The organism is Streptomyces sp. NPDC047042 (genome assembly GCF_040644035.1).
GTDB lineage: Bacteria > Actinomycetota > Actinomycetes > Streptomycetales > Streptomycetaceae > Streptomyces.
The window spans coordinates 135,539-158,439 of record NZ_JBEYVP010000017.1; the positions used below are offsets into that span (position 1 = coordinate 135,539).

Here is a 22,901-nt window from a genome sequence, read left to right on the forward strand (position 1 = left end):
GTCTCCTAAGTCGGTCGGTGCGGAAGCGCACCGATGCCTGCTGATGCCGATGCCGATGCTGATTCCGATGCGGATGCGGATGCGTTGTCCTGCGCCGCGTGTCCTGCGCCTGCGCTGTGCTGCCCTGTGCTCTGCGTCTGAGTCTGCTGGTGGGAGGGGGTCCGGGTCTCTGGTGCCCGGCCCCGTCTTCTCCGGGGGTAAACCCCACCCCCCGAGGTCGGGAACGCCGTCCCCAGCGGCGTAAAGCCAGGTTAAGGAGGGTGGGGGTCCCGTCTCGTCCTCCGTCGGTACGAACCCTCCCCGAGCCGTAGTACGGAGGTACCCCTAGGGGCTGTCCACCTCTGGATGGAGTGCGTCTCGGGGTTGCGTCCACCCGCGCCCCGCCGACGCTCCACCCTCCCCCCTGTCCTGAGCTGGTGGCAGAGTGGTCGCCGACAGATAGATGCAGGGGGAAAGGAACCCGGTGGGCAGCAGCAGCCGCCGTACGAGACCCGCGCCGCGCGACGCGGAGCAGCAGCGCACCGGGACCCGGAAGCGGGGGGCGGTCGTCGCCGCCCTGATGCTCTCGATGGCGCTGGCCGCGCTCGACTCCACCATCGTGTCGACCGCCGTACCGCAGATCGTCGGCGACCTCGGCGGCTTCTCCGTCTTCTCCTGGCTGTTCTCGGGCTACCTCCTCGCCGTCACCGTCACCCTCCCCGTGTACGGCAAGCTCTCCGACACCTTCGGCCGCAAACCGGTCCTGATCGCGGGCAGCGCCCTGTTCCTCGCCGGCTCACTGCTGTGCGCCCTGGCCTGGAACATGGGCGCGCTCATCGCGTTCCGGATCATCCAGGGCCTGGGTGGCGGCGCCCTCCAGGGCACGGTCCAGACCCTCGCCGCCGACCTCTACCCCCTCGATCAACGCCCCAAGATCCAGGCCAAGTTGTCGACGGTATGGGCGACCGCGGCGGTGGCGGGCCCCGCGGTGGGCGGAGTGTTGGCCGGCTATGCCGACTGGCGCTGGATCTTCCTCGTCAACCTCCCCATCGGCGCGGTGGCGATGTGGCTCCTCGCCCGCCACCTCCACGAACCGCAGCGTGACACCTCCGGCCCCCGCCCGCGCGTCGACTGGGCGGGCGCGCTCGCGGTGTTCGCGTGCGGCGGCGTCCTGCTTACGGCCCTCGTCCAGGGCGGCGTGGCCTGGCCCTGGCTGTCCTGGCCGTCAACCGCCTTCTTCGGTACGGGACTTGCGCTGGCGTTGCTCGTCGTCGTGATCGAACGCCGGGCGGCGCAGCCGATCATCCCCGGCTGGGTGTGGCGGCGCCCCACGATCGCGGCGGTCAACCTGGCGCTGGGCGCGCTGGGCCTGCTGATGGTGGCCCCGACGGTGTTCCTGCCGACGTACGCCCAGTCGGTCCTCGGCCTGGCCCCCATCGCCGCCGGATTCGTGCTGTCCGTATGGACGTTGAGCTGGCCGGTGTCGGCGGCACTGAGCCAGCACGTGTACCGGCGGATCGGCTTCCGCGACACCGCGCTGCTGGGCATCGGCGCGGCGGCCCTGATCCTCCTCGCGTTCCCCTTCCTCCCCTACCCGGGCTCCCCCTGGCAGCCCACCCTCCTGATGCTGCTGCTCGGCGGCGCCCTCGGCCTCTTCCAACTCCCCCTGATAGTGGGCGTCCAGTCGACGGTCGGCTGGTCGGAACGCGGCACGGCGACAGCGTCGGTGCTCTTCTGCCGCCAGAGCGGCCAGACGATCGGCGCGGCCCTGTTCGGCGCGGTGGCCAACGGCGTACTCGCGTCCCGACTGGGCGGCGCGAGCGACCTGGACACGGTGACCCGCGCCCTGGACGCGGGCGCCGCCCCCGAGGCGACCCGCCGCGCGATCGCGGACGCCGTGCACGCGGTGTACTTCGGAGCGGCGGGGGCGGCGGCACTGGCGTTCGTGGCCCTGCTGGTACTGGCACCGCGCCGCTTCCCGGTCCTCGACAACCCCCAGTAGTACCCAGTAGTACCCAGCAGTACTCACGCCTGGATCACGCAGAACAGGTCGGCGGCGGCGTGGACATCGGTGAGGTCCTCGATGGTACGGAGGTTGTCGCACCGCGCCTCGAGGACCGATTCCCCCTCAGCGACCCGTGGGGTGCCGACGGACACGCCGAAGACCCGGAAGCCCAACCGGTGCTTGGCGGCGTTCCAGCCGCGCGTCCATTCCTCCGTGACACCACAGTCGTCGTCAGTGATCAGCAGTTCCCCGGCCGCCGACAGCAGCGTCTGGTAGCTGGTTCCGCCGCCGAGGAAACTCTCCGCGAATCGAGCACCCGGGCAATCTCCGCGGGCCCTCGTACATGGAGTGCGAGGTGTCCACGCACGCGATGACGGCCCCCTGGCCGGTGCGTTCCTCTCGCCGGTAACGTCCGGGCTCCCGACCGACCGGACGTACCAGGGGAAGCGATCATCAACATGACCAGCCGGCAGCCATCGACCACCACCCTGTGGCGCCCCACCGGCCCCAAGGAGCTGGACCTGGTCCGCGAGCTGCAGTGGCGTGCGTGGCCGCCCCGGCTCCCGGAGCAGCCGATCTTCTACCCCGTCCTCAACGAGGACTACGCCATCCGGATCGCGCGGGACTGGAACGTGAAGCACGACGGCGCCGGGTTCGTCACCCGGTTCGAGGTCGACTCCGCCTTCCTGAGCCGGTATCCCGTCCAGCAGGCCGGTGGGCGGACGATCCTCGAACTGTGGGTTCCCGCCGAGGAACTGGACGACTTCAACGCCCACATCCTCGGCGAGATCCAAGTGGTGCACGAGTTCCGCTGAGTTCGTCGGGACGCCGGTACCCTTCCTGCGCTCACTCCGCCGCCGCACGCCCCGTGAGCGTCGTCAGGCTGCTGCGCACATGGTCCATGTGGGCCTGCACGTCGTCCCACTCCTGCCCGTGCTCCCGCAGTACGCGTTCGGTGTCGCGCGCGATGCGGTCCTCCTGGGCGCGGGCCTCGGCGAGGACCTCGGCGGCCCGCACCCGCGCGTCGTCGTCGATCCGCCGCACCGACTCCTCGGCCTCCGCGAACGCCCGCTTCGCCTCGGACAGCGCCGCCTCGGCAGCCGCCACCCGCTCCATGTGCCGTACGTCCAGGGCGACTTCACGCTCGGCTACGAGCCGTTCCTGCGCCGCCCACCGCTCGGCGTACTCCTTCTCCTGCTCGGCGAGCAGCCCCGAGGTCCGCAGCCGCATCTCCCGCAGCGCGGCCAACGCCTCCCCCCGCCCCTCCTTGACCTCCCGCCGGGCACCGATGCGGAGCTCGTCGGCCTCGGCACGCGCGGCGAGCAGCCGCTGCCGGGCACGTTCCTCGGCCTCCCCGCGTACGGTGTCGGCGGCGGCCTCCGCGGCCTCCCGCAGGGCGCCCGCGCGGGCCTCGGCCGCCTCGACCAGTTCCCGCGCCTCACTCCGCCCCCGCTCCCGGACGGCGCCGGCCTCCTCGGTGCCCAACTCGAAGAGCTGCCGGGCGCGTTCACCGAGACTCTCGTACGTCTGCGGGGCGAGCCGCACGACCACCTCGCCCAACCGCTCCGACTCCGCCTCCATCTCCCTGGCCAGCACGGTCAGCCGCGCCGCCCGCTCCCAGGCGGCGTCCCGCTCCGCGGAGAGCGCGGCCGCATACGCGTCGACCTGATCGGGCCGGTAACCACGCCCCCGTCCAGCCACGAAACCGGCCACGAAACCGTGCGCCATCGCTGCGCTGCTCATCCTGCAACCCCTCTCCGCGTACGAAGTAATGATTTCGCGCACATCTTGATGGATTGGGATGAAATGTGCCTACCGCGACACTCCGGGCCGAGTCACGGCCGACACGAGCCAAGACGAGGAGACGCACGCGAAAAGGGGGCCGGTGACCACGCCGGTCACCAGCCCCCTCCCCTGAAACGGCCGCTACAGCAGCCCGTCCCACATCTGCTCCAGCAGCACCGACCACCAGCTCTCCGAAGAGCCGAGCGCCGCCGGGTCGAGCGAGGCCAACTGGGCCTGGAAATCGACGGTCCAGCGGCCCGCCTGCTCCTGGTTCAGGCCGTAGCGCAACCGCCACATCCGACCGAGCAGCGCGAGACACCGCGCGAACTCCGGCAGCCCCGTGTTCACGAACTGCGGCGCTACGGGCGCCCCGCCCGGCCCCGCCTCCACGGGCACCGCGACGATGTTCGCCGTCCCGTACTGCACGCAGAGCGCCTTGCCGAAGTCGCTGCCCATCACGAGGTACGACCCCGCATCCGACGCCGGACGGACCCCACGCTCCTGCGCCAGCTCGGCAAGCGTCGGCACCGGCCGCCCCGGCTGGGCCTGCGCCCAGAAGAACGGTCCCATGTCGGCGGGCAGCCCCGCGACGACCAGGGTGTGCGCCACGATCGGCGGGACCCCCTGCCGCGACACCGCCGCCTGATCGAACCGGAACACCCCAGGACCGAACGCGGCGGCCATCTCCTGCGCGATCCCCTCCGGCGGGATCGGCGGCGCGGCCTGCACGGGCGGCAACGGCACCCGCACCGGCCCCGGACGCGCGGGACCATCCGCGACCTGATGCAACTCGCCCTGATGCGCGAGGAGTTGAGCCACACCCTGCTGACGGCTCGCGTGATCCGTGCCGTAGAGAGCGATGCTCGTGATCCGGGCGTTCGGCCACTGCTCACGGATCATGCGCGCGCAGTACGCCCCCGGCAGCTCACAGCTCTCCAACTCCGTGTGCAGCTCGAGAACCTGGTCCGGCGGAATGTTCATCGCCCGCAGCTCATGGAAGATCTGCCACTCCGGATGCGGCATCCCCGGCGCGGACCGCCGGATCACCTGCTGCTCGGACCCGTCGGGCGCCCGATACCGAAGCACGGCCTGATAACCGGGCCCGACCGTGGGCTGCCCCGGCGGGGGGTAACCGTAGGACGGGGGCTGGGGAGCGTGGGGGACATGGGGTGCGGAATGCGCCGGCGGAGCGGACATTCCGGGGGCGTGAGGAGGAGCCGGAGGCCCGGCGAGGTTGGGCGTGGGCGGCGGCGGGAAGCTGGGCGCGGACGCGGACTGGGCGGACGCCGGAAACCCTGGGGGCGCCAGACCGGGGGCGGGCCTACCGGGGGTCGCCTGACCGCCAGGGCCGGGCAGGGGACGGCCGCCGGGAGGCATGGGGGGTTGAGGCACGTTCGGGGGCGTGCCCGGGGAACCAGGAACACCCGGAACTCCTGGTACACGGGCCCCCGGGGGAGGCGGGGGCACTCCCGGGCCGACGACAGGGGGACCGGCCAGCACGGTCTCGGCGCGGTGCACACCGTCGGGGCCCCCGGGAACGCCGGGAGCACCGGGAGCACCGGGAGCACCGGGAGCACCGGGAGCACCGGGAGCACCGGGAGCGGACGGAACTCCGGGCGCATTGGGCACGCCCGGCGCACCGGGCACGCCGGGCGCACCCGGAGGCTGCGGAGCACGCGGAGGCAGCGGGGCACCCGGGGCGCCAGGCGGACGGGGCACGTTGCCGGGGCCGCCGCCCTGATTGGGGCTGGCGAACATCGTCTCGGCCTGGTGCACACCGTCGGGAGAGTCACCCCCGGGCGAGTTGGGAATGCCCGGCGGGTGCGGCGCACCCGGAGCACCGGGCGGCTTCGGCGCACCCGGCACCTGAGAAACCCCGGGCACTCCAGGCCGACCAGGCACACCCGGCGCCTGACCCGCCCCCGGAACCCCGGGAGCCGCCGGAGGCTGAGGCACACCGGGCACACCGGGCACACCGGGCGCACCGGGTGCACCGGGCCCACCGGGCGCACCGGGCCCACCGGGCGCACCGGGCCCACCAGGTGCCCCGGGGCCGCCGAGCTGACCAGGCCCACCAGACCCACCGGGACCACCGAGCCCACCAGGCGCACCGGGACCACCCAGCCCACCAGACCCACCGGGACCACTGGGACCACTGGGACCACCCAGCCCACCAGACCCACCGGGACCACCGGGACCACCAGGCGCACCAGACCCACCGGGACCACCAGGCGCACCGAGGCCCCCAGGCCCACCGACCCCACCCGGCCCGGCGAACATCGTCTCGGCCCGATGAACTCCCTCAGGAGACGCGCCCCCAGCCGAGTTGGGAACGCCGGGTGGCGGATTCACCGCACCAGGACCGGCACCCCCGTCCGCCCCGACCCCATCCGGCCCAAACCCCGACACGAACTGCGTAGGCACATACCCACCCGCAGAACCGGAACCAGAACCAGAACCAGGAGCAGAACCAGATCCAGGAATCGGCCCCGGCCCCGCCGGAGGCGGCGCAACTCCCGCACGCGCACCCGGAGTTCCCGGCGCCCCCGGCGGAGGCGGAGCGCTCGCACCCCGGGCGCCACGCGGCGGCGGCGCCTTGCTGGTCGCCGCGTCGGCGATCTCACCCGCGTTGGGCGCGAGCGCCCGCCCCGGCGGACCGGCCGCCCCCTGCGGATACCCGTACGCGGGCCCACCCGCCCCCTGCGGATACCCGTACGCCGAACCCGGCCCCGATTCATCCCGCGAGCGCGGAACGTCCTCGCTCAGCGGCGGTGCGAACACGGTCGCCGGCAGCGGCACGGAAAGGTCCTCACCCGCGTCCACACTGGTCGTGTCAGTCCCGGCCCAGGGCGTGACCCTCGCGGCCGAAGACGCCACGGAAACCGAAGGAGACGGGGAGGGCACGCCGGCCGAGTCGGACGGAGCCCCGGCCCCGCCACCACCAGCGCCCGCACCCCCGCCATCGCCCCCGCCATCGCCACCGTCGGCGCCACCCGCCCGCCGATCGGCAATCCCCAGCTTGTCCGCCGCCTCCTGCAACCACTCCGGCGGAGTCAGCAGAAACGACGTCTGGTTCAGGTCGACCCGCGCCGGAGGCGCCGGCACCGCGTCCTCGACGGCCGCCGAACGGCCGTACTCCTCCTCGTACCGGCGAATCACCTCACCCACCGGCAGAGCCGGCCACAGCGTCGCCTCACCGCTGTCCCGGGCGAGAACGAGCCGCTGCGCGCCACCGTCCGAACGCGGACCCTCCGCACGGTCCTCCGCCCAGACCACGAACCCCAGCTCGAACTCCCGCACCCGCACCTCCCGGTGCTGGTACGACGGCACATCCCCGTTGACCCACTCCTCGGCACGCTCCTGCGCCTGCGCGAAAGTCACCATCGGTCAGTTCACTCCCCCACCGAAGCCACAGCGGACGCCGACGCCGACACAGACGCCGAAGACACCGCAGAGGCGGCCCCCACCGGAATCGCCCGCGCGAACCCGCCGTCCACCATCAGGTTCGCCACCGTCTCCAGCTCCGGCGGATTACCCGCGAGCCGCGACAGGAACTCGTCGAAGTCGTCACCGCACGGCAACAGCAACCGCTCCACCCGGTCCGCCGGCGGCCACGTCGGATCGACGTCCCGCGCGTCGTCGTACGCGCAGAACCACACCGAACCCGGCCGCTCACCCTTCACCTTCACGGCCAGCAGACCACCCTGGACGAAACCGACACCCAGATAGTCCTTGGTCAGGTGGTCGCGCAGACACTTGTTGACGTACACGAGGTCATTGACCGCCGCCTCGTCCCGCACCGTGAAGAACGGCTGGTCCACCAGCAGCCCCAACTCGGCGTCGAGCGCCGCACCCACCGGCGCACACCCGCCCGCCGCCTTCAAGAACGACCGGTACGCCCCCGGCAGCCGGTACCCGAGATCCTCCTCGACCCCCTGCACCTGCTGCTCGGTCACCGCCACCGCCGACTTCGGCAACGCGAAATGCGCGGGCCGCGTCTCCTGCAGCGGCCGCGTACCCCGCTTGAGCTGGTCGACGGCCGACGTCGCGATCCCGCCGTGATGCCGCAGCAACGCCTTCACCTCGACCGGAACAAGCTCCAACCGCCGCCCGCCGGCTACGTGGTGCCAGGTCCAGCCGTGCGGAGTCGCCACCGCCGACACCGTGTCCCACAACTCGTGCCCCGACGCGGCCAGCGCCGCGTTCGCCGACACGTAGTCCGTCAACCGCAGCTCGTCGACCCCGAAGCCCTCCGGCGGCTCGGCGATCTCCGCCACCGCACGCGCGTAGAGCGAAAAATCGGGATAGCCGCCCTCGTCGACCCGCACCCCTCTCGGATGCCGAGTGGCCCGAACCGGATCCGGGAAGTGCACGACCTGCCCGGCATAGGCCGCGTTCGGCGGCACGGCTCGCTGCCCGAGCCGACCTGTCGTCATGGCGGTTGCCCCCTGCGGCGCTCTATAAGGCCCGTACGTCAGTACGACCCGCACGTCTGTCACATCACGTCACGCCGCATCACCCCCGTACCACCTGCCAGCACATCAGTACGGACAGCGGCCCGAACAGCACTGCGGATCGCGATTGCCCGACAGCCTATGCGGTACGCCGACACCGGTCACCGGCGCCAGCCACCGGCCCCCCGCTTCCGTGACCAGCCGTCACCCTGCCGTGACGGTACGGCGAAGCCCTGGCGTGTCACAGCGCCCCAGCTACCGCACCAGCCACGCCATTTGGCACTCTGTGTCCGCCGGGAAGACGCACGGGGGAGGCACCGGAGGGGATGACGATCATGAACGGGACACAAACAGGGCCCCACACGGGAAGGCCCGCAGAACGACCGACAGCAGGCACCACAACAACACCCACACCCGGAACACCCCACACAACAGGGCCCTCCGGAACACCCGCCACACCCACAACACCCAGCACGCCCAGCACACCCAGCACGCCCGGCAGACCCGGCGGCGGCGACCCACGCGTCGGCTGGAGCAGCAGCGACACCCCCCACACCCCCACCCTCCGCCACCGCCGCGACGGCATACTCCCCACCGTCGCCGCCGCCCTCTCCGTACGCGGCACCACCCTCACCGGCACAGCAGCCCGCACCGACCAACCACCCACCCTGCACCCCCTCGTACAGGACTTCCTCGACACCCTCACCAGCACCCAACGCGACCGCTCCACCGGCCGCTGCGCCGAGGCACTCCTCATATCACGGCAAATCACCCTCGCCGACGAAGCCCGCAGCCGCCGCGCCGCCCGCAAACCCATGACCAACGGCGAAGCCCGCCGAGCACTCAAACAAGCCAAACTCACCACCCGCCGCATCCGCGAGGACGGCGACCCCCTCCACGGCAGCTTCGCCCCACCCTGCCGCTCCTGCACAGCACTCAGCGACCACTTCGGCGTCCGCATAGTCGACCCGTCAGCCCCCACCCGCTGACACACCACACCGCCCCACACCGCCCCACACCGCTCCACGACCCCGACGATCGAAGCGCACATGCACACCGACCGCACCTCCACCACCCGCTTCCCCGTAGCCGTCGACGCCGCACTACGCGCCGCCGGCTGGCAACCAGGCCGCTGGGACATAAAACAAGCCGAAATCTGGGCCGACGCCCTACGCGGCCACATCTCCCCCGCCGGCCACCGCCACGCCGTCTTCCCCGCCGCAGTCGAAGCCTGGGCCGAATTCGGCGGCCTCCACATCACACCCCCCGGCCCCGGCCGCCAGGTCGCCCCCACAGCCCTCCACTTCGACCCCCTCTACGGCCTCCACCTCGCCCGCACCCTCGCCGACCTCGGCCGCGCCCTCGACACCGACGTCTGCCCCCTCGGCGAAGAACCCGAAACCCAGTCCCTCCTCGCCATCGACACAGCAGGCCACATCTACGCCCTCGACCACACCGGCGACTGGTACCTCGGCCCCACAATCGACCACGCCCTGACCACCCTCATCACAGGCATGGAACCCACCCGCCTAACAGCCCCCTGACGGACCGCAGGGCCCGAAGGGCCCAAAGGGGCGCGGGGAACTGCGCGACCAGCCCCCACCGGACCCGCAGACAAACAAACCCCCCACCCAGCGGAGCGTCACGCCGGGATCACCGCCGACACCCGAAACCCCCCCGCCTCCGTCGGCCCCGACACAAAAACACCCCCCAACGCAGCAACCCGCTCCTTCATCCCCAACAACCCATTCCCACCCGAAGGAAACCGCACCTCAGCCCCCAAAACAGCCTCCGGCGGCGGCTCGTTCTCCACCTGCATAGCCACCTCATCACCCCGATGAGCCAACCGAACATGCGTCTTCGCCCCCGCCGCATGCTTATGCACGTTCGTCAACGCCTCCTGCACCACCCGATACGCCGTCTGCTCCACCTCCGCCCCGTACAACCGCACATCCCCCTCCACCGACAGATCAACAACCATCCCCGCAGCCGCCGACTGCCCGATCAACTCCTCCAACTCCGACAAACAAGGCCCATCCCCCACACCCTGACCCTCACCATCGGCAACACGAGAAGCAGCCACCGCCGCAGCAACCCCCACCGCCGCCAACGGCACCCCCTGCACCCGCCGCTCCAACCCATCCCCCGACCGCAAAACCCCCAGCATCTCCCGCAACTCCGTCAACGCCTGCCGCCCCATATCCCCCACCAAAGCCGCATTCCGCACAGCCTTCTCAGGATCCTTCCGGGCAACAGCCTGCAAAGCCGCCGCATGCACCACCATCAGACTCACCCGATGCGCCACGACGTCATGCATCTCACGAGCAATACGCGTCCGCTCCTCATTACGCGCCCACTCCGCCCGCTCCTCCGCCCGCTCCGCCAACAACTGAAGCTCCCGCTCCAAACTGTCCGCCCGCTCCCGCAAACTCTCCATCAACCGCCGCCGCGCCCCCACATACAGCCCGAGCAGCACCGGCGGCGCCGTAACCCCCAACGACGCGGTGATGGCCACGATCGGAACCAACCAGTCCCCGATCTTCAGCCCACCGTCCGCGACCCCCTGATGCGACCGCACGAACGTCACAATGAGCGTCCCCACCATCGCCATCCCCGCCAGCGCCCCGATGATCCGCCGCGGCAGCTCGGACGCCGCGAGCGTGTACAGCCCGACGATCCCCATCAGATAGCCCATCTGGGCCGGCGCCACAGCGATCGAAACAAGCACGACGGCAATCGGCCACCGCCGCCGCAACAACAACACCGACCCGGCGACAAGCCCGAACACGATCCCCACCGCCAACGGAACACCCGCGTCCCGCGCGAACCGGATCCCCTCCCCCGCGCACTCCCCGGCGGACACCAGCGCGAGCCCCGCATCCAGCCCCGCACTGCGCCACCTGGTCCACCACCACGGCCCGGTCAAGGCCGCGGTGTGCTCTTCCCCCGTAGTGGTCATGCGTCCAGCCTACGTTCGGCCGCACCCGGTTTTCCGGCGAGTTTCGACGACTGGCCTACACCACAGGCCGCGATCAAACAGATTCGAAACTTGCCGGAATCCCTCGAACTGCTGAATCGGACACCGTTCGACCCCGGAAGCGGCGATTCCGCCAGGAGGGTTTGCCCATGGAACATGCATGTGGCAAGTACGCGGACTTCGAGGGGCTGCGGGAGCAGGCGCTGGCGTTGCGACGGGACGGGCTGAGCCGCCGCCAGATCCGCGACCAGCTCCGCGTCCACAACAACGACATCCTCAACCGCCTCCTGGAGGGCGAGCCGCCCCCGGAATGGACGAAGCGCCCGAACGCGAAGGACGACCTGCGCCACCGGGCGAGGGAACTCCGACTCCAGGGGTGGACGTACGACCGGATCCAGATGGAGCTGGGGTGTTCGAAGAGCTCGATCTCGCTCTGGGTACGGGATCTGCCGAAGCCGGAACGGACGCGGACTCCGGAGGAAGCTTCAGCAATCGCAAAGCGAGGTTGGGAAGTAACGCTGCGGAAGCGGGAGGAGGAGCGGCAGAAGACCAAGCAAGCCGCAGCCTCCGCCATCGGCGAACTGTCCGACCGCGACCTGTTCATCGCAGGCGTCGCCCTCTATTGGGCCGAGGGCACGAAGGACAAGCCCCACGCCCGACGCGAGCGAGTCACATTCGTCAACAGCGATCCCAACGTGATCAGCCTCTTCCTGGCCTGGCTCGACCTTCTCGAGGTCGAACGGGAACGCATCAGGTACCACGTGATGATCCATGAGTCGGCCGAAGTAGAAGCGGCCGAGAAGTACTGGGCAGAGCTGGTTCAGGCCGACCGCAGCGCGTTCGGCAAGACGGCCCTGAAGCGACACAACCCCAAGACGGTGCGCAAGAATACGGGCGCCAACTACCGGGGCTGCCTTGCACTCACCGTGCGGCAAAGCTCTGAGCTGTACCGTCGCATCGAAGGCTGGTGGTACGGCATAGTAGGGGGCGCAACCAAGCCCGATTCCGAGAATCGGGCATAAAGGGCGAACTATCCCGGGTCGTCTAAAGGCAGGACAAATGGTTTTGGTCCATTGAATGAGGGTTCGATTCCTTCCCCGGGAGCCCTACCAGAGTGGGCCCTGACTGCACAGTCAGGGCCCACTCTCATGTCCCCCACGAAACCCCCCGGTATCCTGCGGATGTCCACCCCACCCCCTCCGCAGCCGAAGGGCACCACCCGTGAGCGCCAATCGCCCCGCCGCCGTAGTCGTACTCGCAGCGGGTGAGGGCACCCGTATGAAGTCGGCCACACCCAAGGTCCTGCACGAGCTCTGTGGCCGTTCGCTGGTGGGTCATGTGCTCGCCTCCGCCCGTGAGTTGGACCCCGAGAACCTGGTCGTCGTCGTGGGTCACGCCCGTGAGCAGGTCACCGCCCACCTGACGGAGACCGACCCCGACATCCGTACCGCCTTCCAGGCCCAGCAGAACGGCACGGGTCATGCCGTTCGGATGGGGCTGGAGGAGCTTGGCGGGGCCGTGGACGGGACGGTGGTGGTCGTCTGTGGCGACACCCCCCTCCTCACCGGGGCGACCCTCCGTGCGCTCGCCGGCGCGCATTCCGCCGACGGCAACGCGGTGACCGTGTTGACGGCGGAGGTGCCGGACGCGACGGGGTACGGGCGGATCGTGCGGGACGGCGGGTCGGGTGCTGTGACGGCGATTGTGGAGCACAAGGACGCGACCGACGCGCAGCGGGCGATTCGTGAGATCAACTCGGGTGTTTTCGCGTTCGACGGGCGGTTGCTCGCGGACGCGTTGGGGAAGGTGCGGACGGACAACAGTCAGGGTGAGGAGTACCTCACCGACGTGCTCGGGATTCTGCGTGAGGCGGGGCATCGGGTCGGGGCCTGTGTGGCGGCCGATCACCGGGAGATCGCGGGGATCAACAACCGGGTGCAGTTGGCGGAGGCGCGTCGGATCCTCAATGAGCGACTGTTGACCGAGGCCATGCTCGCCGGGGTGAGCGTGATCGACCCGGCCAGTACATGGGTCGATGTGACGGTCACCTTTGAGCAGGATTCGATCGTCCACCCGAACACGCTGCTGCAAGGGTCCACGCATCTCGCGGAAGGTTCCGAGGTGGGGCCCAATTCGCGGCTTAAGGACACTCGCGTGGGCGCCGGGGCGCGGGTGGACAACACCGTCGCGGACGGTGCCGTCGTGGGGCCGCAGGCGACTGTGGGGCCGTACGCCTACCTACGTCCTGGAACCCGTCTTGGTGTGAAGTCGAAGATCGGTACGTACGTGGAGACGAAGAACACGTCGATCGGTGATGGTACGAAGGTGCCGCATTTGTCGTATGTGGGGGATGCGACGATCGGTGAGTTCACTAACATCGGTGCGGCTAGTGTGTTTGTGAATTATGACGGGCAGGACAAGCATCACACCGTTGTCGGGTCGCACTGCAAGACGGGTTCGGACAACATGTTTGTGGCGCCTGTCACGGTCGGGGATGGTGCGTATACCGCGGCCGGCTCTGTGATCACGAAGGATGTGCCGCCCGGTTCGTTGGCTGTGGCCCGAGGCCAGCAGCGGAATATCGAGGGTTGGGTGGCTCGTAAGCGGCCGGGTAGCGCGTCGGCGAAGGCGGCTGAGGCGGCTTCTCGGGAGCAGGGCGAGGGAAGCTGACCGGAAACGGGTAGGTCGGACTCGGGCTACCGTGATAGGTGCACACCCGCACACCCCCAGCTGAGCAGGCCTGTCAGGGCTGATCACGGCTGAGACACCACCTCTGAGGAGACAGTGCTGTGACCGGGACCAAGACGACCGGGGAGAAGAAGATGATGTTCTTCTCCGGCCGCGCCCACCCCGAGCTTGCCGAGGAGGTCGCCCAGCAGTTGGGGGTCGGGGTTGTCCCGACGAAGGCCTTCGATTTCGCGAACGGTGAGATCTACGTTCGTTACGAGGAGTCGGCGCGTGGCGCGGACTGTTTCGTGATCCAGAGCCATACGGCTCCGATCAATCAGTGGATCATGGAGCAGTTGATCATGATTGACGCGTTGAAGCGGGCTTCGGCTCGTTCGATCACGGTGATCGTGCCGTTCTACGGTTATGCGCGGCAGGACAAGAAGCATCGTGGGCGTGAGCCGATTTCGGCGCGTCTGGTGGCTGATCTGATGAAGACGGCGGGTGCGGACCGGATTCTGACCGTGGATCTACACACGGATCAGATCCAGGGTTTCTTCGACGGTCCGGTCGATCACCTGTTCGCGTTGCCGCTGCTGGCGGACTATGTGGGCGCGAAGGTGGACAAGGGCAAGTTGACGGTTGTGTCGCCGGACGCGGGTCGTGTGCGGGTGGCGGACCGTTGGTGTGACCGGTTGGGTGCGCCGCTGGCGATTGTGCACAAGCGGCGTGACAAGGATGTGGCGAACCAGGTGACTGTCCACGAGGTCGTGGGTGAGGTCAAGGGTCGTGTGTGTGTGCTGGTGGACGACATGATCGATACGGGTGGGACGATCGTGGCGGCGGCGGACGCGTTGTTCGCGCATGGCGCGGAGGATGTCATCGTGACGGCGACGCATGGTGTGTTGTCGGGTCCGGCGGCTGATCGGTTGAAGAACTCGCGGGTGAGTGAGTTCGTGTTCACGAACACGTTGCCGACGCCGGGTGAGCTGAGTGCTGATCTGGACAAGATCAAGGTGTTGTCGATCGCGCCGACGATCGCGAGTGCGGTGCGTGAGGTGTTCGAGGACGGTTCGGTGACGAGCTTGTTCGACGAGCACTGAGGTTCGTGCGACTGAGGTTCGTGCGACTGAAGTTCGTGCGACTGAGGTCGGTCCGTTTTCCCGTTTCGCGGGATCTGGTGGATCGCTTCTGCATGATCGATTTTTCTGCGGCCTCTCCCGCCGAGTACTCTGTCCGAGTTGCTCGGCGAGGGAGGCCGCGCCCGTGTGATCACGGGGTGGTTGTCCGTTATCGACGCGCTCTTCGTAGCAGGCCGTTCGTGGCCGGGTGACCTGTCCGTCTCTCACCTGTACGAGGAGTGCACAGCATGTCCGAGGTAAAGCTCGCCGCCGAGACCCGCACCGAGTTCGGCAAGGGTGCGGCGCGTCGCATCCGCCGCGAGGGCAAGGTTCCCGCGGTTGTCTACGGCCACGGTGCCGACCCCGTCCACATCGCGCTTCCGGGTCACGAGCTGCTGCTCGCGCTGCGTACGCCGAACGTTCTGCTGACCCTGGACCTCGAGGGCCGCTCCGAGCTGGCGATTCCGAAGGCTGTGCAGCGCGACCCGCTGAAGGGTTTCCTCGAGCACGTCGACCTGCTGACCGTGAAGCGCGGCGAGAAGGTCACCGTCGAGGTCTACGTCCACACCGAGGGTGACCTGGCGCCGGGTGCGTACCTGCTCGAGCACGTGCTGAGCACGCTGACCGTCGAGGCCGAGGCGACGCACATCCCCGAGTCCGTCACGGTGTCCATCGAGGGCCTGGAGGCCGGTGCCTCCATCCTCGCCAAGGACATCCCGCTGCCCTCGGGCACGACGCTGGCGATCGACGAGGACGCGGTCGTCCTCCAGGTTCTCGCCGCGCAGGCGGAGGAGGCCCCGGCCGACGCCGAGGCCGAGGGCGCCGAGGCCTGATTTCCCCGGAGTCTTTGTTCGGCGGCCGCCGCTCCCACCAGGGGCGGCGGCTGTCGCGTATCCAGGAAGAGCTGAGGAGAGATGGACGTGACGACCGACGCGGGCGCCCCCTGGCTGATCGTGGGGCTCGGCAATCCCGGGCCGGAGTACGCGATGAACCGGCACAACGTGGGGTTCATGGTGGCCGATCTGTTGGCGGCGCGGATCGGTGGGAAGTTCAAGCGGGCGGGCAAGGCTCAGGCGCAGGTGGTCGAGGGGCGTGTGGGGCCGGTGGGTCCGGCGAACCGGCGGGTGATTCTGGCAAAGCCGATGTCGTTCATGAACCTGTCGGGTGGGCCGGTGAACGCGTTGCGTGAGTTCTACAAGGTGCCGCTGGATCGTGTGGTGGCGGTGCATGACGAGCTGGACATCGATTACGGGGTGTTGCGGCTGAAGCTGGGTGGCGGTGACAACGGTCACAACGGTCTGAAGTCGATGACGAAGGCGATGGGCGCGGATTATCACCGGGTGCGGTTCGGGATCGGGCGTCCTCCGGGTCGTATGCAGGTGGCGGATTTCGTGCTGAAGGACTTCTCGTCGGTGGAGCGCAAGGAGTTGGACTTCTTCGTGGACCGGGCGGCGGACGCGGTGGAGTGTCTGGTGACGGAGGGGTTGGAGCGGGCGCAGGGCGCGTACAACTCCTGAGCACGGAGAGTGACGGGGGTGGTGGGGGAGATACGTGGGTACAACTGCCGACTTTGTCGGGCAGGAGTTGACCGATCGCAGGACCATGGCCAATGATCCCGGCCATGCCGGCCACCGCTCATCGTCGTAAGTCCGCGTCCTTGGCGCCGCGGCTGGGGCGTCTTGGGCGGTGGGGGCGGTTTGTGGTGATGGGTGCGGTCGCGGTGCTGATTCTGATCGCGGGTGTGTGGGCGTCGTGGGGGACGGCGCAGCATGTGGTGCTCAGCAAGGGGCGTGAGCAGGGCACGATGACGGTGGCGTCGTGCGACGACGATAGGTGTACGGGTCCGTATCGGCCGGTGTCGGTGGGGTCGAGGGCGCGGGAGCGGGTGGTCCTGGACGCGTCGGTGGGGGCGCGGGAGGGCCGGACGTACACGGTTGTGGTGAAGCCGGGTACGAGTGATGTGGTGCGTTCGGGGCCGGCGGGGATGTTGTACGCGTGGGTTCCGCTGGGTGGGGGGTTGTTGCTCGCGTCGGTGGTGGTGGCGGGTGGTTTGGGGCTGACGCGGGTGGGGTGGGCGATGGCTGGTTCGGGAATCGCACTGCTGACGGCGGCTTTTGTGGCTCTTTGAGCCGGTTTCGCTGTGAAGAATCGGTGCGTTGCCTGGCTGTGATTGACCGCAGGTCAGTCGGAAGTGGAAGCTGAGCCGCCCCCTCCACATCTTCTCCGCTCGATTCTCGAAGATGGACTGCCCATGCGTACCCTCATCCGCGCCGGCGCGTTGACCGCCGGTGTTTCGGCCATGTTGTTCCTGGGACCGGCCGCCCACGCTCTGTCCCTCGCCACGCCTCATGGTGACAACGGCACCGTCAAGATCCATGACGCCACCACCGGCGAGGAGCTGCACCAGAACGAGCCGCACGTCTGCGCCTTCTACCTCGATGCCTTCGGTTTCGACTCGGTCCAGGAGGTCGACTGGCACATCGAGGCGTGGGCCCCGACCGAGGGCGGGACGGTGAAGTCCGGCGAGATCACTCTGGACGACCAGGGTCATGGTCGTACGGAGGACCTGTCGCTGCCGGACGGGCACTACAAGCTGTTCTGGAAGTTCGAGGGCGAGAACGGCGCCGCGAAGCACAAGGTGTTCTGGACGGACTGCGAGGACTCCGCGTCGCCCTCGCCCTCCGAGAGCAACGGGGGTGGCGGCGCGACGCCGTCCTCGTCCCCGTCGCCCTCCTCGACCGTCTCGGCCTCCGCTTCGCCGACGGACACGGAGGGGGTGACACCGTCGCCGAGTTCGTCCGGGGAGGGTTCCGGCCCGGCGGTGGACACGTCCGCGTCGGCGTCGGCGTCCCCGTCGGGGCAGGGTGGCGCGGGTGATCTCGCGGAGACCGGCAGCAGCGCCCCGGCCGGTCTGCTGTCGGCCGCCGCGCTCGCCCTGGTCGGGGCCGGCGGGTACCTGGTGCTGCGGCGCCGCAAGGCCGCCGGTAACTGACGTATGGACGGCTTCGTACGGCTTCGTACGGTGTGACGATGCCCCCGAGTGTCCGCCCGCCCAGGCGGCGGATTCTCGGGGGCATTGTCGTGTCGGGGTCGCCGTGTGGGTCAGCCGGTGTTGCGCAGGCCTGCCGCTACTCCGTTGACGGTGAGGAGGAGGGCGCGGGCGAGGAGCGGGTCGGGTTCGGCGCCTGCCGCTGCGGCGTCGCGCTGGCGCTTGAGGAGGGTGACCTGGAGGTAGGAGATGGGGTCCAGGTAGGCGTCGCGGATGGAGAAGGTCTGCTTGAGGACCGGGGTGGCGTCGAGGAGTTCGTCCTCGCCGGTGATCTTCAGGACCTCGCGGACGGTGAGTTCGTGCTCGGCCTCGATGTCGGCGAAGACGTGCTGGAGTTCGGCGGGGACGAGGGTCTCGACGTAGTGGCGGGCGATGCGCAGGTCGGTCTTCGCGAGGGTCATCTCGACGTTGGAGATGAAGTTGCGGAAGAAGTGCCACTGTTCGTGCATCTCGTCGAGGACGGTGTCTAGGCCTGCCTCGCGCAGTGCCTTTAGGCCGGAGCCGACGCCGAACCAGCCGGGGACGATCTGGCGGGACTGGGTCCAGCCGAACACCCAGGGGATGGCGCGCAGTCCGTCGAGGGAGACGCCGGAGCCGGGGCGGCGGGAGGGCCGTGAGCCGAGGTGCAGGTCGGCGAGCTGGTCCACCGGTGTCGAGGCGAGGAAGTACGTCGGCAGGTCCGGGTCCTCGACGAGCTTGCGGTAGGCCGCGTGGGCGGCATCGCTCACCACGTCCATCGCGGCGTCCCAGCGGGCGAGGGCCTCGTCGGACTGGCGGGGAGCGGTGTGCAGGGCGGACGCCTGGAGGGTGGCGGCGACCGTCAGTTCCAGGTTTTCCCGGGCCAGTGAGGGCACGAGGTACTTGTCGGAGATGACCTCGCCCTGCTCGGTGACCTTGATCTCGCCCTCGAGGGTGCCCCAGGGCTGGGCGAGGATGGCGTCGTGGGAGGGGCCGCCGCCTCGGCCGACGGTGCCGCCGCGGCCGTGGAAGAGGCGCAGCCGGACGCCGTAGCGGTGGGCGACGTCGCGCAGGCGCCGCTGCGCCCGGTGGATCTCCCACTGGCTGGTGGTGATGCCGCCGAACTTGGAGGAGTCGGAGTAGCCGAGCATGACTTCCTGGACGTCGCCGCGCAGCGCGACGAGGCGCCGGTAGGACGGGTCGGAGAGCATGTCCTCGAGGATGGTGTCGGCGGCCTTGAGCTCGTCGGTGGTTTCCAGGAGGGGCACGATGCCGATCTTGGCCCAGCCGCCGTGGAGGTCGATGAGTCCGGCTTCGCGGGCCAGGACGGCGGCGGCGAAGACGTCGTCGGCGCCCTGGCACATGGAGATGATGTAGGACTCGACGACTTCGGGTCCGAAGACCTCCAGGGCCCGCTTGACGGTCTGGAACACGCCGAGGGTCTTCTCACCGGCCGCGTCCACCGGCGCCGGGGTGGGTGCGAGGGGCCGGCGGGAGCGCAACTCCTTCGCCAGCAGCTTGGCGCGGTACTCGCGAGGCATGTCCACATACCGCCAGGACTCCTCGCCGAGGCGGTCGAAGAGCTGGCCGAGGGCGTGGTGGTGGGCGTCGGCGTGTTCGCGTACGTCCATGGTGGCGAGCTGGAGGCCGAAGGCGGCCAGGGTGCGGATGGTGCGGTTCATCCGGCCGTCGGCGAAGAGGCCGCCGCGGTGCTCGCGCAGGGAGGTCTGGATCAGGGTGAGGTCGCTGAGGAGTTCGCTGGTGCCGAGGTAGTCGCGGCCGTCCTCGTGCGGGGTGCCCTTGGCGAGGCGCTGCTTGGTGTTCTCGAGCTTCTGCCGGATGCAGGTGGCCTTGAGCCGGTAGGGCTCTTCGGCGTTGAGTCGCTTGTAGCGGGGGCTGATCTCGGGCAGCGCCTCCAGGTCGGCCTGGAGCGAGGTGAGCAGTTCCTCCGTGGCGCCGGTGTAGCGGATGGAGTTGGAGAGGAAACCGCGCAGTTCGTCGATCAGTTCGAGGGCGTCGTTGATGCCGTGTTCGTGCTGGAGGATGAGGACGTCCCAGGTGACCTGGGGGGTGACGTTGGGGTTGCCGTCGCGGTCGCCGCCGATCCAGGTGCCGAAGGTGAGGGGGCGGGTGGCGTCGGGGAGGGTGACGCCGACGCGCTGGAGTTCGGCGGTGAGGTCCTCGAGTACGTCGCCGACGGCTCCGGCGTGCAGTTCGTCGAGGTAGTAGATGGCGTTGCGGGCTTCGTCGGCGGGTTCGGGGCGTACGACGCGCAGTTCGTCGGTCTGCCAGACGAGGTCGATGTTCTCGGCCAGACGGGTGTCGTAGCGGCGTCGGTCGGCCTCGATGACGGGGGTCTCGAGCAGGGCGGCGATGCGGCGCAGCTTGTTGAGGACGGAGCGTCTGGCGGCTTCGGTGGGGTGGGCGGTGAAGACGGGGCGAACGTTGAGGTTCTTGACCGTGGCGCGGAGGTGGTCGGGGTCGGCGTCCTTGAGGCGGTCGGCGGTGCGGGCGAGGAGGCCGCCTTCGGCGGCGCGTCGGGCGCGTAGTTCGCGGCCTCGGTGGACCTGTTCGGTGACGTTCGCGAGGTGGAAGTAGGTGGAGAAGGCGCGGACGAGCTTGGCGGCGGTCTCCAGTTCGGTGCCGCGCAGGAGTTCGGCGGCGGCCTCGCCGTCCTCGCGGGTCAGACGGCGGACTTTCTCCACGAGTTCCAGCAGCTCAGGGCCTTCTTGGCGGACGAGGGTCTCGCCGAGCAGGTCGCCGAGGCGCCGGATGTCGGCGCGCAGTTCGCTGCTGGTGGTCGTGGTGGCCTGGCCATGGTCGTCGGCACTGCTCACAGGTGCGGCTCCTTGCAGTGTGGAGGCTGGGCGGGAGGGTACCCGGACGGCGTCCGGACGGCCCGGGGGCCGTGCCGGGGCCGCCTCGGGGAGGCTTGGGGGCGGGGCATCCGGGAAGAAATGAGAGCGGACCGCGCTGTCCGACCGACTCAAGGATAGGTGTCGAGGGGGGCGCGCAGGATTTTGGGCTCTTGCCGCCGGGCGACGCGCTGACATACTTACGACGCCGTAGGTTACGCAACCGTAGGGAGCCTGAGGATCCGAGGGCGCCCTCGGATTCCGAACTCCGGTATCTGACTGGACCCACCACCCCCCAGGGGACGCGTATGACCACCTCACCTTCCGACGCGCTCGAAGACGCTGGGAAGACGCCCGACGACTCCTCACTGCCCTCGGCCACGCTGGGTGGCGAACAGAAGCGTTCGCTCGAACAGATCACGCTTCTCCTCTTCATCATCGTCCCGTTCCTCGCGGTGCTGGCGGCGGTGCCGCTGGCGTGGGGGTGGGGGGTGAGCTGGCTGGACCTCGGCCTGCTCGTCTTCTTCTACTACCTGGGCTGTCACGGCATCACGATCGGTTTCCACCGGTACTTCACGCATGGCGCGTTCAAGGCGAAGCGGCCTTTGCGGATCGCGCTCGCGATCGCGGGGTCGATGGCGGTGGAGGGTCCGCTGGTGCGTTGGGTGGCGGATCATCGCAAGCATCACAAGTTCTCGGACGCGGAGGGTGATCCGCATTCGCCGTGGCGGTTCGGGGAGACGGTTCCGGCGTTGCTGCGGGGGCTGTGGTGGGCGCATATCGAGTGGATGTTCGATGAGGAGCAGACTCCGCAGGACAAGTACGCGCCCGATCTGATCAAGGACCCGACCATTCGGGCGATCTCCCGTCAGTTCATCTTCTGGGCGATGCTGTCGCTGGCGCTGCCCGCGCTGATCGGCGGTCTGGTGACGATGTCCTGGTGGGGCGCGTTCACCGGCTTCTTCTGGGGGTCGCTGGTCCGGGTCTGCCTCCTCCACCACGTCACCTGGTCGATCAACTCGATCTGCCACGCGGTGGGCAAGCGCCCGTTCAAGTCGCGGGACCGGTCGGGGAACGTGTGGTGGCTGGCCGTCCTGTCCTGCGGTGAGTCCTGGCACAACCTGCACCATGCCGACCCGACGTCGGCGCGGCACGGTGTGATGCGCGGGCAGGTCGATTCCTCGGCGCGGCTGATCCGCTGGTTCGAGAAGCTCGGTTGGGCCTATGACGTGCGCTGGCCGTCACGCTCGCGTATCGATTCGCGGCGGAACACGGACCAGGACGGCTCTCGGCGCCGGAAGGAACCGGCGAAGGCGGCATGATTGACGGCGTGGCGACCGACTCCAGCAGCATTCCGAGCAATGAGAAACCGCGACGCCCCCGCCGCACCCGGATGACGGGTGCGGAGCGCCGGGCGCAGTTGCTGGAGATCGGCCGCACCCTGTTCGCGCAGAAGGGCTTCGAGGCCACGTCGGTGGAGGAGATCGCGGCCAGGGCCGGCGTCTCCAAGCCGGTGGTCTACGAGCACTTCGGCGGCAAGGAGGGCCTGTACGCGGTGGTCGTGGACCGTGAGATGCGGCGCCTGCTGGACATGGTGACGAGCTCGTTGACGGCCGGCCACCCGCGTGAGCTGTGCGAACAAGCAGCCTTCGCGCTCCTCGACTACATCGAGGAGTACACGGACGGCTTCCGCATCCTGGTCCGCGACTCCCCGATCCCCCAGTCGACGGGTTCCTTCGCGTCGCTGATCTCGGACATCGCCACCCAGGTGGAGGACATCCTGGGCCGCGAGTTCAAACGCCGGGGCTTCGACCCCAAGCTGGCCCCGCTGTACGCCCAGTCGCTGGTCGGCATGGTCGCGCTGACCGGCCAGTGGTGGCTGGACGTACGCCGCCCGAAGAAGGCGGAGGTGGCGGCGCACCTGGTGAACCTGGCGTGGCACGGCCTGGACGGCCTGGAGGCGAAGCCTCGCCTGATCGGGCGCCGGAAGGCTTGAGGGTGACTGTGAAGTGCTTCGCCTGACGGTGAGGGCAGGCTGTGCAACCGTGGCC

18 protein-coding genes, 1 tRNA gene and 2 pseudogenes are annotated in these 22,901 nt (G+C 69.4%); 14 read left to right on the plus strand and 7 right to left on the minus strand.

The window, feature by feature from the left end:
• The first annotated feature begins 442 nt into the window (after positions 1–442).
• Positions 443–1,981, plus strand: a complete 1,539-nt coding sequence (locus ABZ855_RS21320) for an MFS transporter (RefSeq protein ID WP_360808980.1) — start codon at positions 443–445, stop codon at positions 1,979–1,981.
• Positions 1,982–2,004: 23 nt separating this feature from the next.
• Here ABZ855_RS21320 and ABZ855_RS21325 read toward each other — a convergent pair.
• Positions 2,005–2,389: pseudogene (locus ABZ855_RS21325) on the minus strand (hypothetical protein); the annotation flags it as partial.
• Between the two features lie 53 nt (positions 2,390–2,442).
• Here ABZ855_RS21325 and ABZ855_RS21330 point away from each other — a divergent pair.
• A complete protein-coding gene (locus ABZ855_RS21330; RefSeq protein WP_360808982.1) occupies positions 2,443–2,799 on the plus strand; it encodes a hypothetical protein in 357 nt (118 codons plus the stop codon).
• A 31-nt stretch (positions 2,800–2,830) separates the two neighbouring features.
• Here the strand turns inward: ABZ855_RS21330 and ABZ855_RS21335 are convergent, their stop codons facing one another.
• The 3 genes from ABZ855_RS21335 to ABZ855_RS21345 form a co-directional block, all read right to left on the minus strand.
• Positions 2,831–3,727 (minus strand): cellulose-binding protein, encoded by an 897-nt coding sequence (locus tag ABZ855_RS21335; protein WP_360808983.1) that lies wholly within the window; start codon positions 3,725–3,727, stop codon positions 2,831–2,833.
• A gap of 183 nt (positions 3,728–3,910) precedes the next feature.
• A complete protein-coding gene (locus tag ABZ855_RS21340) occupies positions 3,911–7,153 on the minus strand; it encodes an SUKH-4 family immunity protein (RefSeq protein ID WP_360808985.1) in 3,243 nt (1,080 codons plus the stop codon).
• Between the two features lie 8 nt (positions 7,154–7,161).
• Positions 7,162–8,205, minus strand: coding sequence for an SMI1/KNR4 family protein (locus tag ABZ855_RS21345; protein ID WP_360808987.1), 1,044 nt, complete (start codon positions 8,203–8,205; stop codon positions 7,162–7,164).
• Between the two features lie 353 nt (positions 8,206–8,558).
• Between ABZ855_RS21345 and ABZ855_RS21350 the strand changes: the two genes are divergently transcribed.
• Both ABZ855_RS21350 and ABZ855_RS21355 read left to right on the plus strand, forming a co-directional pair.
• Entirely contained in the window at positions 8,559–9,212 is a 654-nt protein-coding gene (locus ABZ855_RS21350; protein WP_360808989.1) for a YwqJ-related putative deaminase, read from the plus strand.
• Positions 9,213–9,272: 60 nt separating this feature from the next.
• Positions 9,273–9,767 (plus strand): SUKH-3 domain-containing protein, encoded by a 495-nt coding sequence (locus ABZ855_RS21355; protein ID WP_360808991.1) that lies wholly within the window; start codon positions 9,273–9,275, stop codon positions 9,765–9,767.
• A 98-nt stretch (positions 9,768–9,865) separates the two neighbouring features.
• On the opposite strand, the gene ABZ855_RS21360 is transcribed toward ABZ855_RS21355, so the two are convergent.
• Positions 9,866–11,182, minus strand: a complete 1,317-nt coding sequence (locus tag ABZ855_RS21360; protein ID WP_360808993.1) for a histidine kinase — start codon at positions 11,180–11,182, stop codon at positions 9,866–9,868.
• A 167-nt stretch (positions 11,183–11,349) separates the two neighbouring features.
• Here ABZ855_RS21360 and ABZ855_RS21365 point away from each other — a divergent pair, with 167 nt between their 5' ends.
• The 4 genes from ABZ855_RS21365 to ABZ855_RS21380 all read left to right on the plus strand — a co-directional run bounded on the left by ABZ855_RS21365 (position 11,350) and on the right by ABZ855_RS21380 (position 14,970).
• A complete protein-coding gene (locus tag ABZ855_RS21365; RefSeq protein ID WP_360809126.1) occupies positions 11,350–12,222 on the plus strand; it encodes a hypothetical protein in 873 nt (290 codons plus the stop codon).
• 11 nt (positions 12,223–12,233) lie between these two features.
• Positions 12,234–12,304 (plus strand) — tRNA-Gln (locus ABZ855_RS21370).
• A gap of 117 nt (positions 12,305–12,421) precedes the next feature.
• Positions 12,422–13,870 carry a bifunctional UDP-N-acetylglucosamine diphosphorylase/glucosamine-1-phosphate N-acetyltransferase GlmU gene (gene glmU, locus ABZ855_RS21375; RefSeq protein ID WP_360808995.1) on the plus strand — a complete coding sequence of 483 codons (1,449 nt, stop codon included), beginning with the start codon at positions 12,422–12,424 and terminating at the stop codon, positions 13,868–13,870.
• A gap of 119 nt (positions 13,871–13,989) precedes the next feature.
• Entirely contained in the window at positions 13,990–14,970 is a 981-nt protein-coding gene (locus tag ABZ855_RS21380; RefSeq protein ID WP_319212320.1) for a ribose-phosphate diphosphokinase, read from the plus strand.
• Here the strand turns inward: ABZ855_RS21380 and ABZ855_RS21385 are convergent.
• Positions 14,969–15,064 (minus strand): annotated as a pseudogene (locus tag ABZ855_RS21385) (pentapeptide repeat-containing protein); the annotation flags it as partial. The gene ABZ855_RS21380 and the pseudogene ABZ855_RS21385 sit on opposite strands and share 2 nt — an antisense overlap.
• A gap of 172 nt (positions 15,065–15,236) precedes the next feature.
• Here ABZ855_RS21385 and ABZ855_RS21390 point away from each other — a divergent pair.
• From ABZ855_RS21390 to ABZ855_RS21405, 4 genes are all read left to right on the plus strand, one after another.
• Complete coding sequence (locus ABZ855_RS21390; RefSeq protein ID WP_360808997.1) at positions 15,237–15,821, plus strand: 50S ribosomal protein L25/general stress protein Ctc; 585 nt, start codon at positions 15,237–15,239, stop codon at positions 15,819–15,821.
• Between the two features lie 81 nt (positions 15,822–15,902).
• The gene (pth, locus tag ABZ855_RS21395) at positions 15,903–16,505 is read left to right on the plus strand and encodes an aminoacyl-tRNA hydrolase (protein WP_319212324.1); all 603 of its coding nucleotides are present in this window, start codon (positions 15,903–15,905) and stop codon (positions 16,503–16,505) included.
• A gap of 92 nt (positions 16,506–16,597) precedes the next feature.
• On the plus strand, positions 16,598–17,116 hold the full coding sequence (locus ABZ855_RS21400) for a hypothetical protein (protein ID WP_360808999.1): 519 nt from the start codon (positions 16,598–16,600) through the stop codon (positions 17,114–17,116).
• Between the two features lie 123 nt (positions 17,117–17,239).
• Positions 17,240–17,980, plus strand: coding sequence for an LPXTG cell wall anchor domain-containing protein (locus ABZ855_RS21405; RefSeq protein ID WP_360809001.1), 741 nt, complete (start codon positions 17,240–17,242; stop codon positions 17,978–17,980).
• Between the two features lie 110 nt (positions 17,981–18,090).
• On the opposite strand, the gene ppc is transcribed toward ABZ855_RS21405, so the two are convergent.
• Positions 18,091–20,832 (minus strand): phosphoenolpyruvate carboxylase, encoded by a 2,742-nt coding sequence (gene ppc / locus ABZ855_RS21410; protein ID WP_360809002.1) that lies wholly within the window; start codon positions 20,830–20,832, stop codon positions 18,091–18,093.
• 326 nt (positions 20,833–21,158) lie between these two features.
• On the opposite strand from ppc, the gene ABZ855_RS21415 reads away from it, so the two are divergent.
• Both ABZ855_RS21415 and ABZ855_RS21420 read left to right on the plus strand, forming a co-directional pair.
• The gene (locus tag ABZ855_RS21415) at positions 21,159–22,172 is read left to right on the plus strand and encodes a fatty acid desaturase (protein ID WP_319212332.1); all 1,014 of its coding nucleotides are present in this window, start codon (positions 21,159–21,161) and stop codon (positions 22,170–22,172) included.
• A complete protein-coding gene (locus ABZ855_RS21420; protein WP_360809005.1) occupies positions 22,169–22,846 on the plus strand; it encodes a TetR/AcrR family transcriptional regulator in 678 nt (225 codons plus the stop codon). Before ABZ855_RS21415 ends, ABZ855_RS21420 begins: the two co-directional genes overlap by 4 nt.
• The last annotated feature ends 55 nt before the right edge of the window (positions 22,847–22,901 follow it).

What these genes read in the sequence shown, in the direction of transcription:
- ABZ855_RS21320 (WP_360808980.1), top strand. Translation starts at nt 443, where the DNA reads ATGCAGGGGGAAAGGAACCCGGTGGGCAGCAGCAGCCGCCGTACGAGA.
- ABZ855_RS21330 (WP_360808982.1), top strand. Translation starts at nt 2,443, where the DNA reads ATGACCAGCCGGCAGCCATCGACCACCACCCTGTGGCGCCCCACCGGC.
- ABZ855_RS21335 (WP_360808983.1), bottom strand. Translation starts at nt 3,727, where the DNA reads ATGAGCAGCGCAGCGATGGCGCACGGTTTCGTGGCCGGTTTCGTGGCT.
- ABZ855_RS21340 (WP_360808985.1), bottom strand. Translation starts at nt 7,153, where the DNA reads ATGGTGACTTTCGCGCAGGCGCAGGAGCGTGCCGAGGAGTGGGTCAAC.
- ABZ855_RS21345 (WP_360808987.1), bottom strand. Translation starts at nt 8,205, where the DNA reads ATGACGACAGGTCGGCTCGGGCAGCGAGCCGTGCCGCCGAACGCGGCC.
- ABZ855_RS21350 (WP_360808989.1), top strand. Translation starts at nt 8,559, where the DNA reads ATGAACGGGACACAAACAGGGCCCCACACGGGAAGGCCCGCAGAACGA.
- ABZ855_RS21355 (WP_360808991.1), top strand. Translation starts at nt 9,273, where the DNA reads ATGCACACCGACCGCACCTCCACCACCCGCTTCCCCGTAGCCGTCGAC.
- ABZ855_RS21360 (WP_360808993.1), bottom strand. Translation starts at nt 11,182, where the DNA reads ATGACCACTACGGGGGAAGAGCACACCGCGGCCTTGACCGGGCCGTGG.
- ABZ855_RS21365 (WP_360809126.1), top strand. Translation starts at nt 11,350, where the DNA reads ATGGAACATGCATGTGGCAAGTACGCGGACTTCGAGGGGCTGCGGGAG.
- ABZ855_RS21390 (WP_360808997.1), top strand. Translation starts at nt 15,237, where the DNA reads ATGTCCGAGGTAAAGCTCGCCGCCGAGACCCGCACCGAGTTCGGCAAG.
- pth (WP_319212324.1), top strand. Translation starts at nt 15,903, where the DNA reads ATGGACGTGACGACCGACGCGGGCGCCCCCTGGCTGATCGTGGGGCTC.
- ABZ855_RS21400 (WP_360808999.1), top strand. Translation starts at nt 16,598, where the DNA reads ATGATCCCGGCCATGCCGGCCACCGCTCATCGTCGTAAGTCCGCGTCC.
- ABZ855_RS21405 (WP_360809001.1), top strand. Translation starts at nt 17,240, where the DNA reads ATGCGTACCCTCATCCGCGCCGGCGCGTTGACCGCCGGTGTTTCGGCC.
- ABZ855_RS21415 (WP_319212332.1), top strand. Translation starts at nt 21,159, where the DNA reads ATGACCACCTCACCTTCCGACGCGCTCGAAGACGCTGGGAAGACGCCC.
- ABZ855_RS21420 (WP_360809005.1), top strand. Translation starts at nt 22,169, where the DNA reads ATGATTGACGGCGTGGCGACCGACTCCAGCAGCATTCCGAGCAATGAG.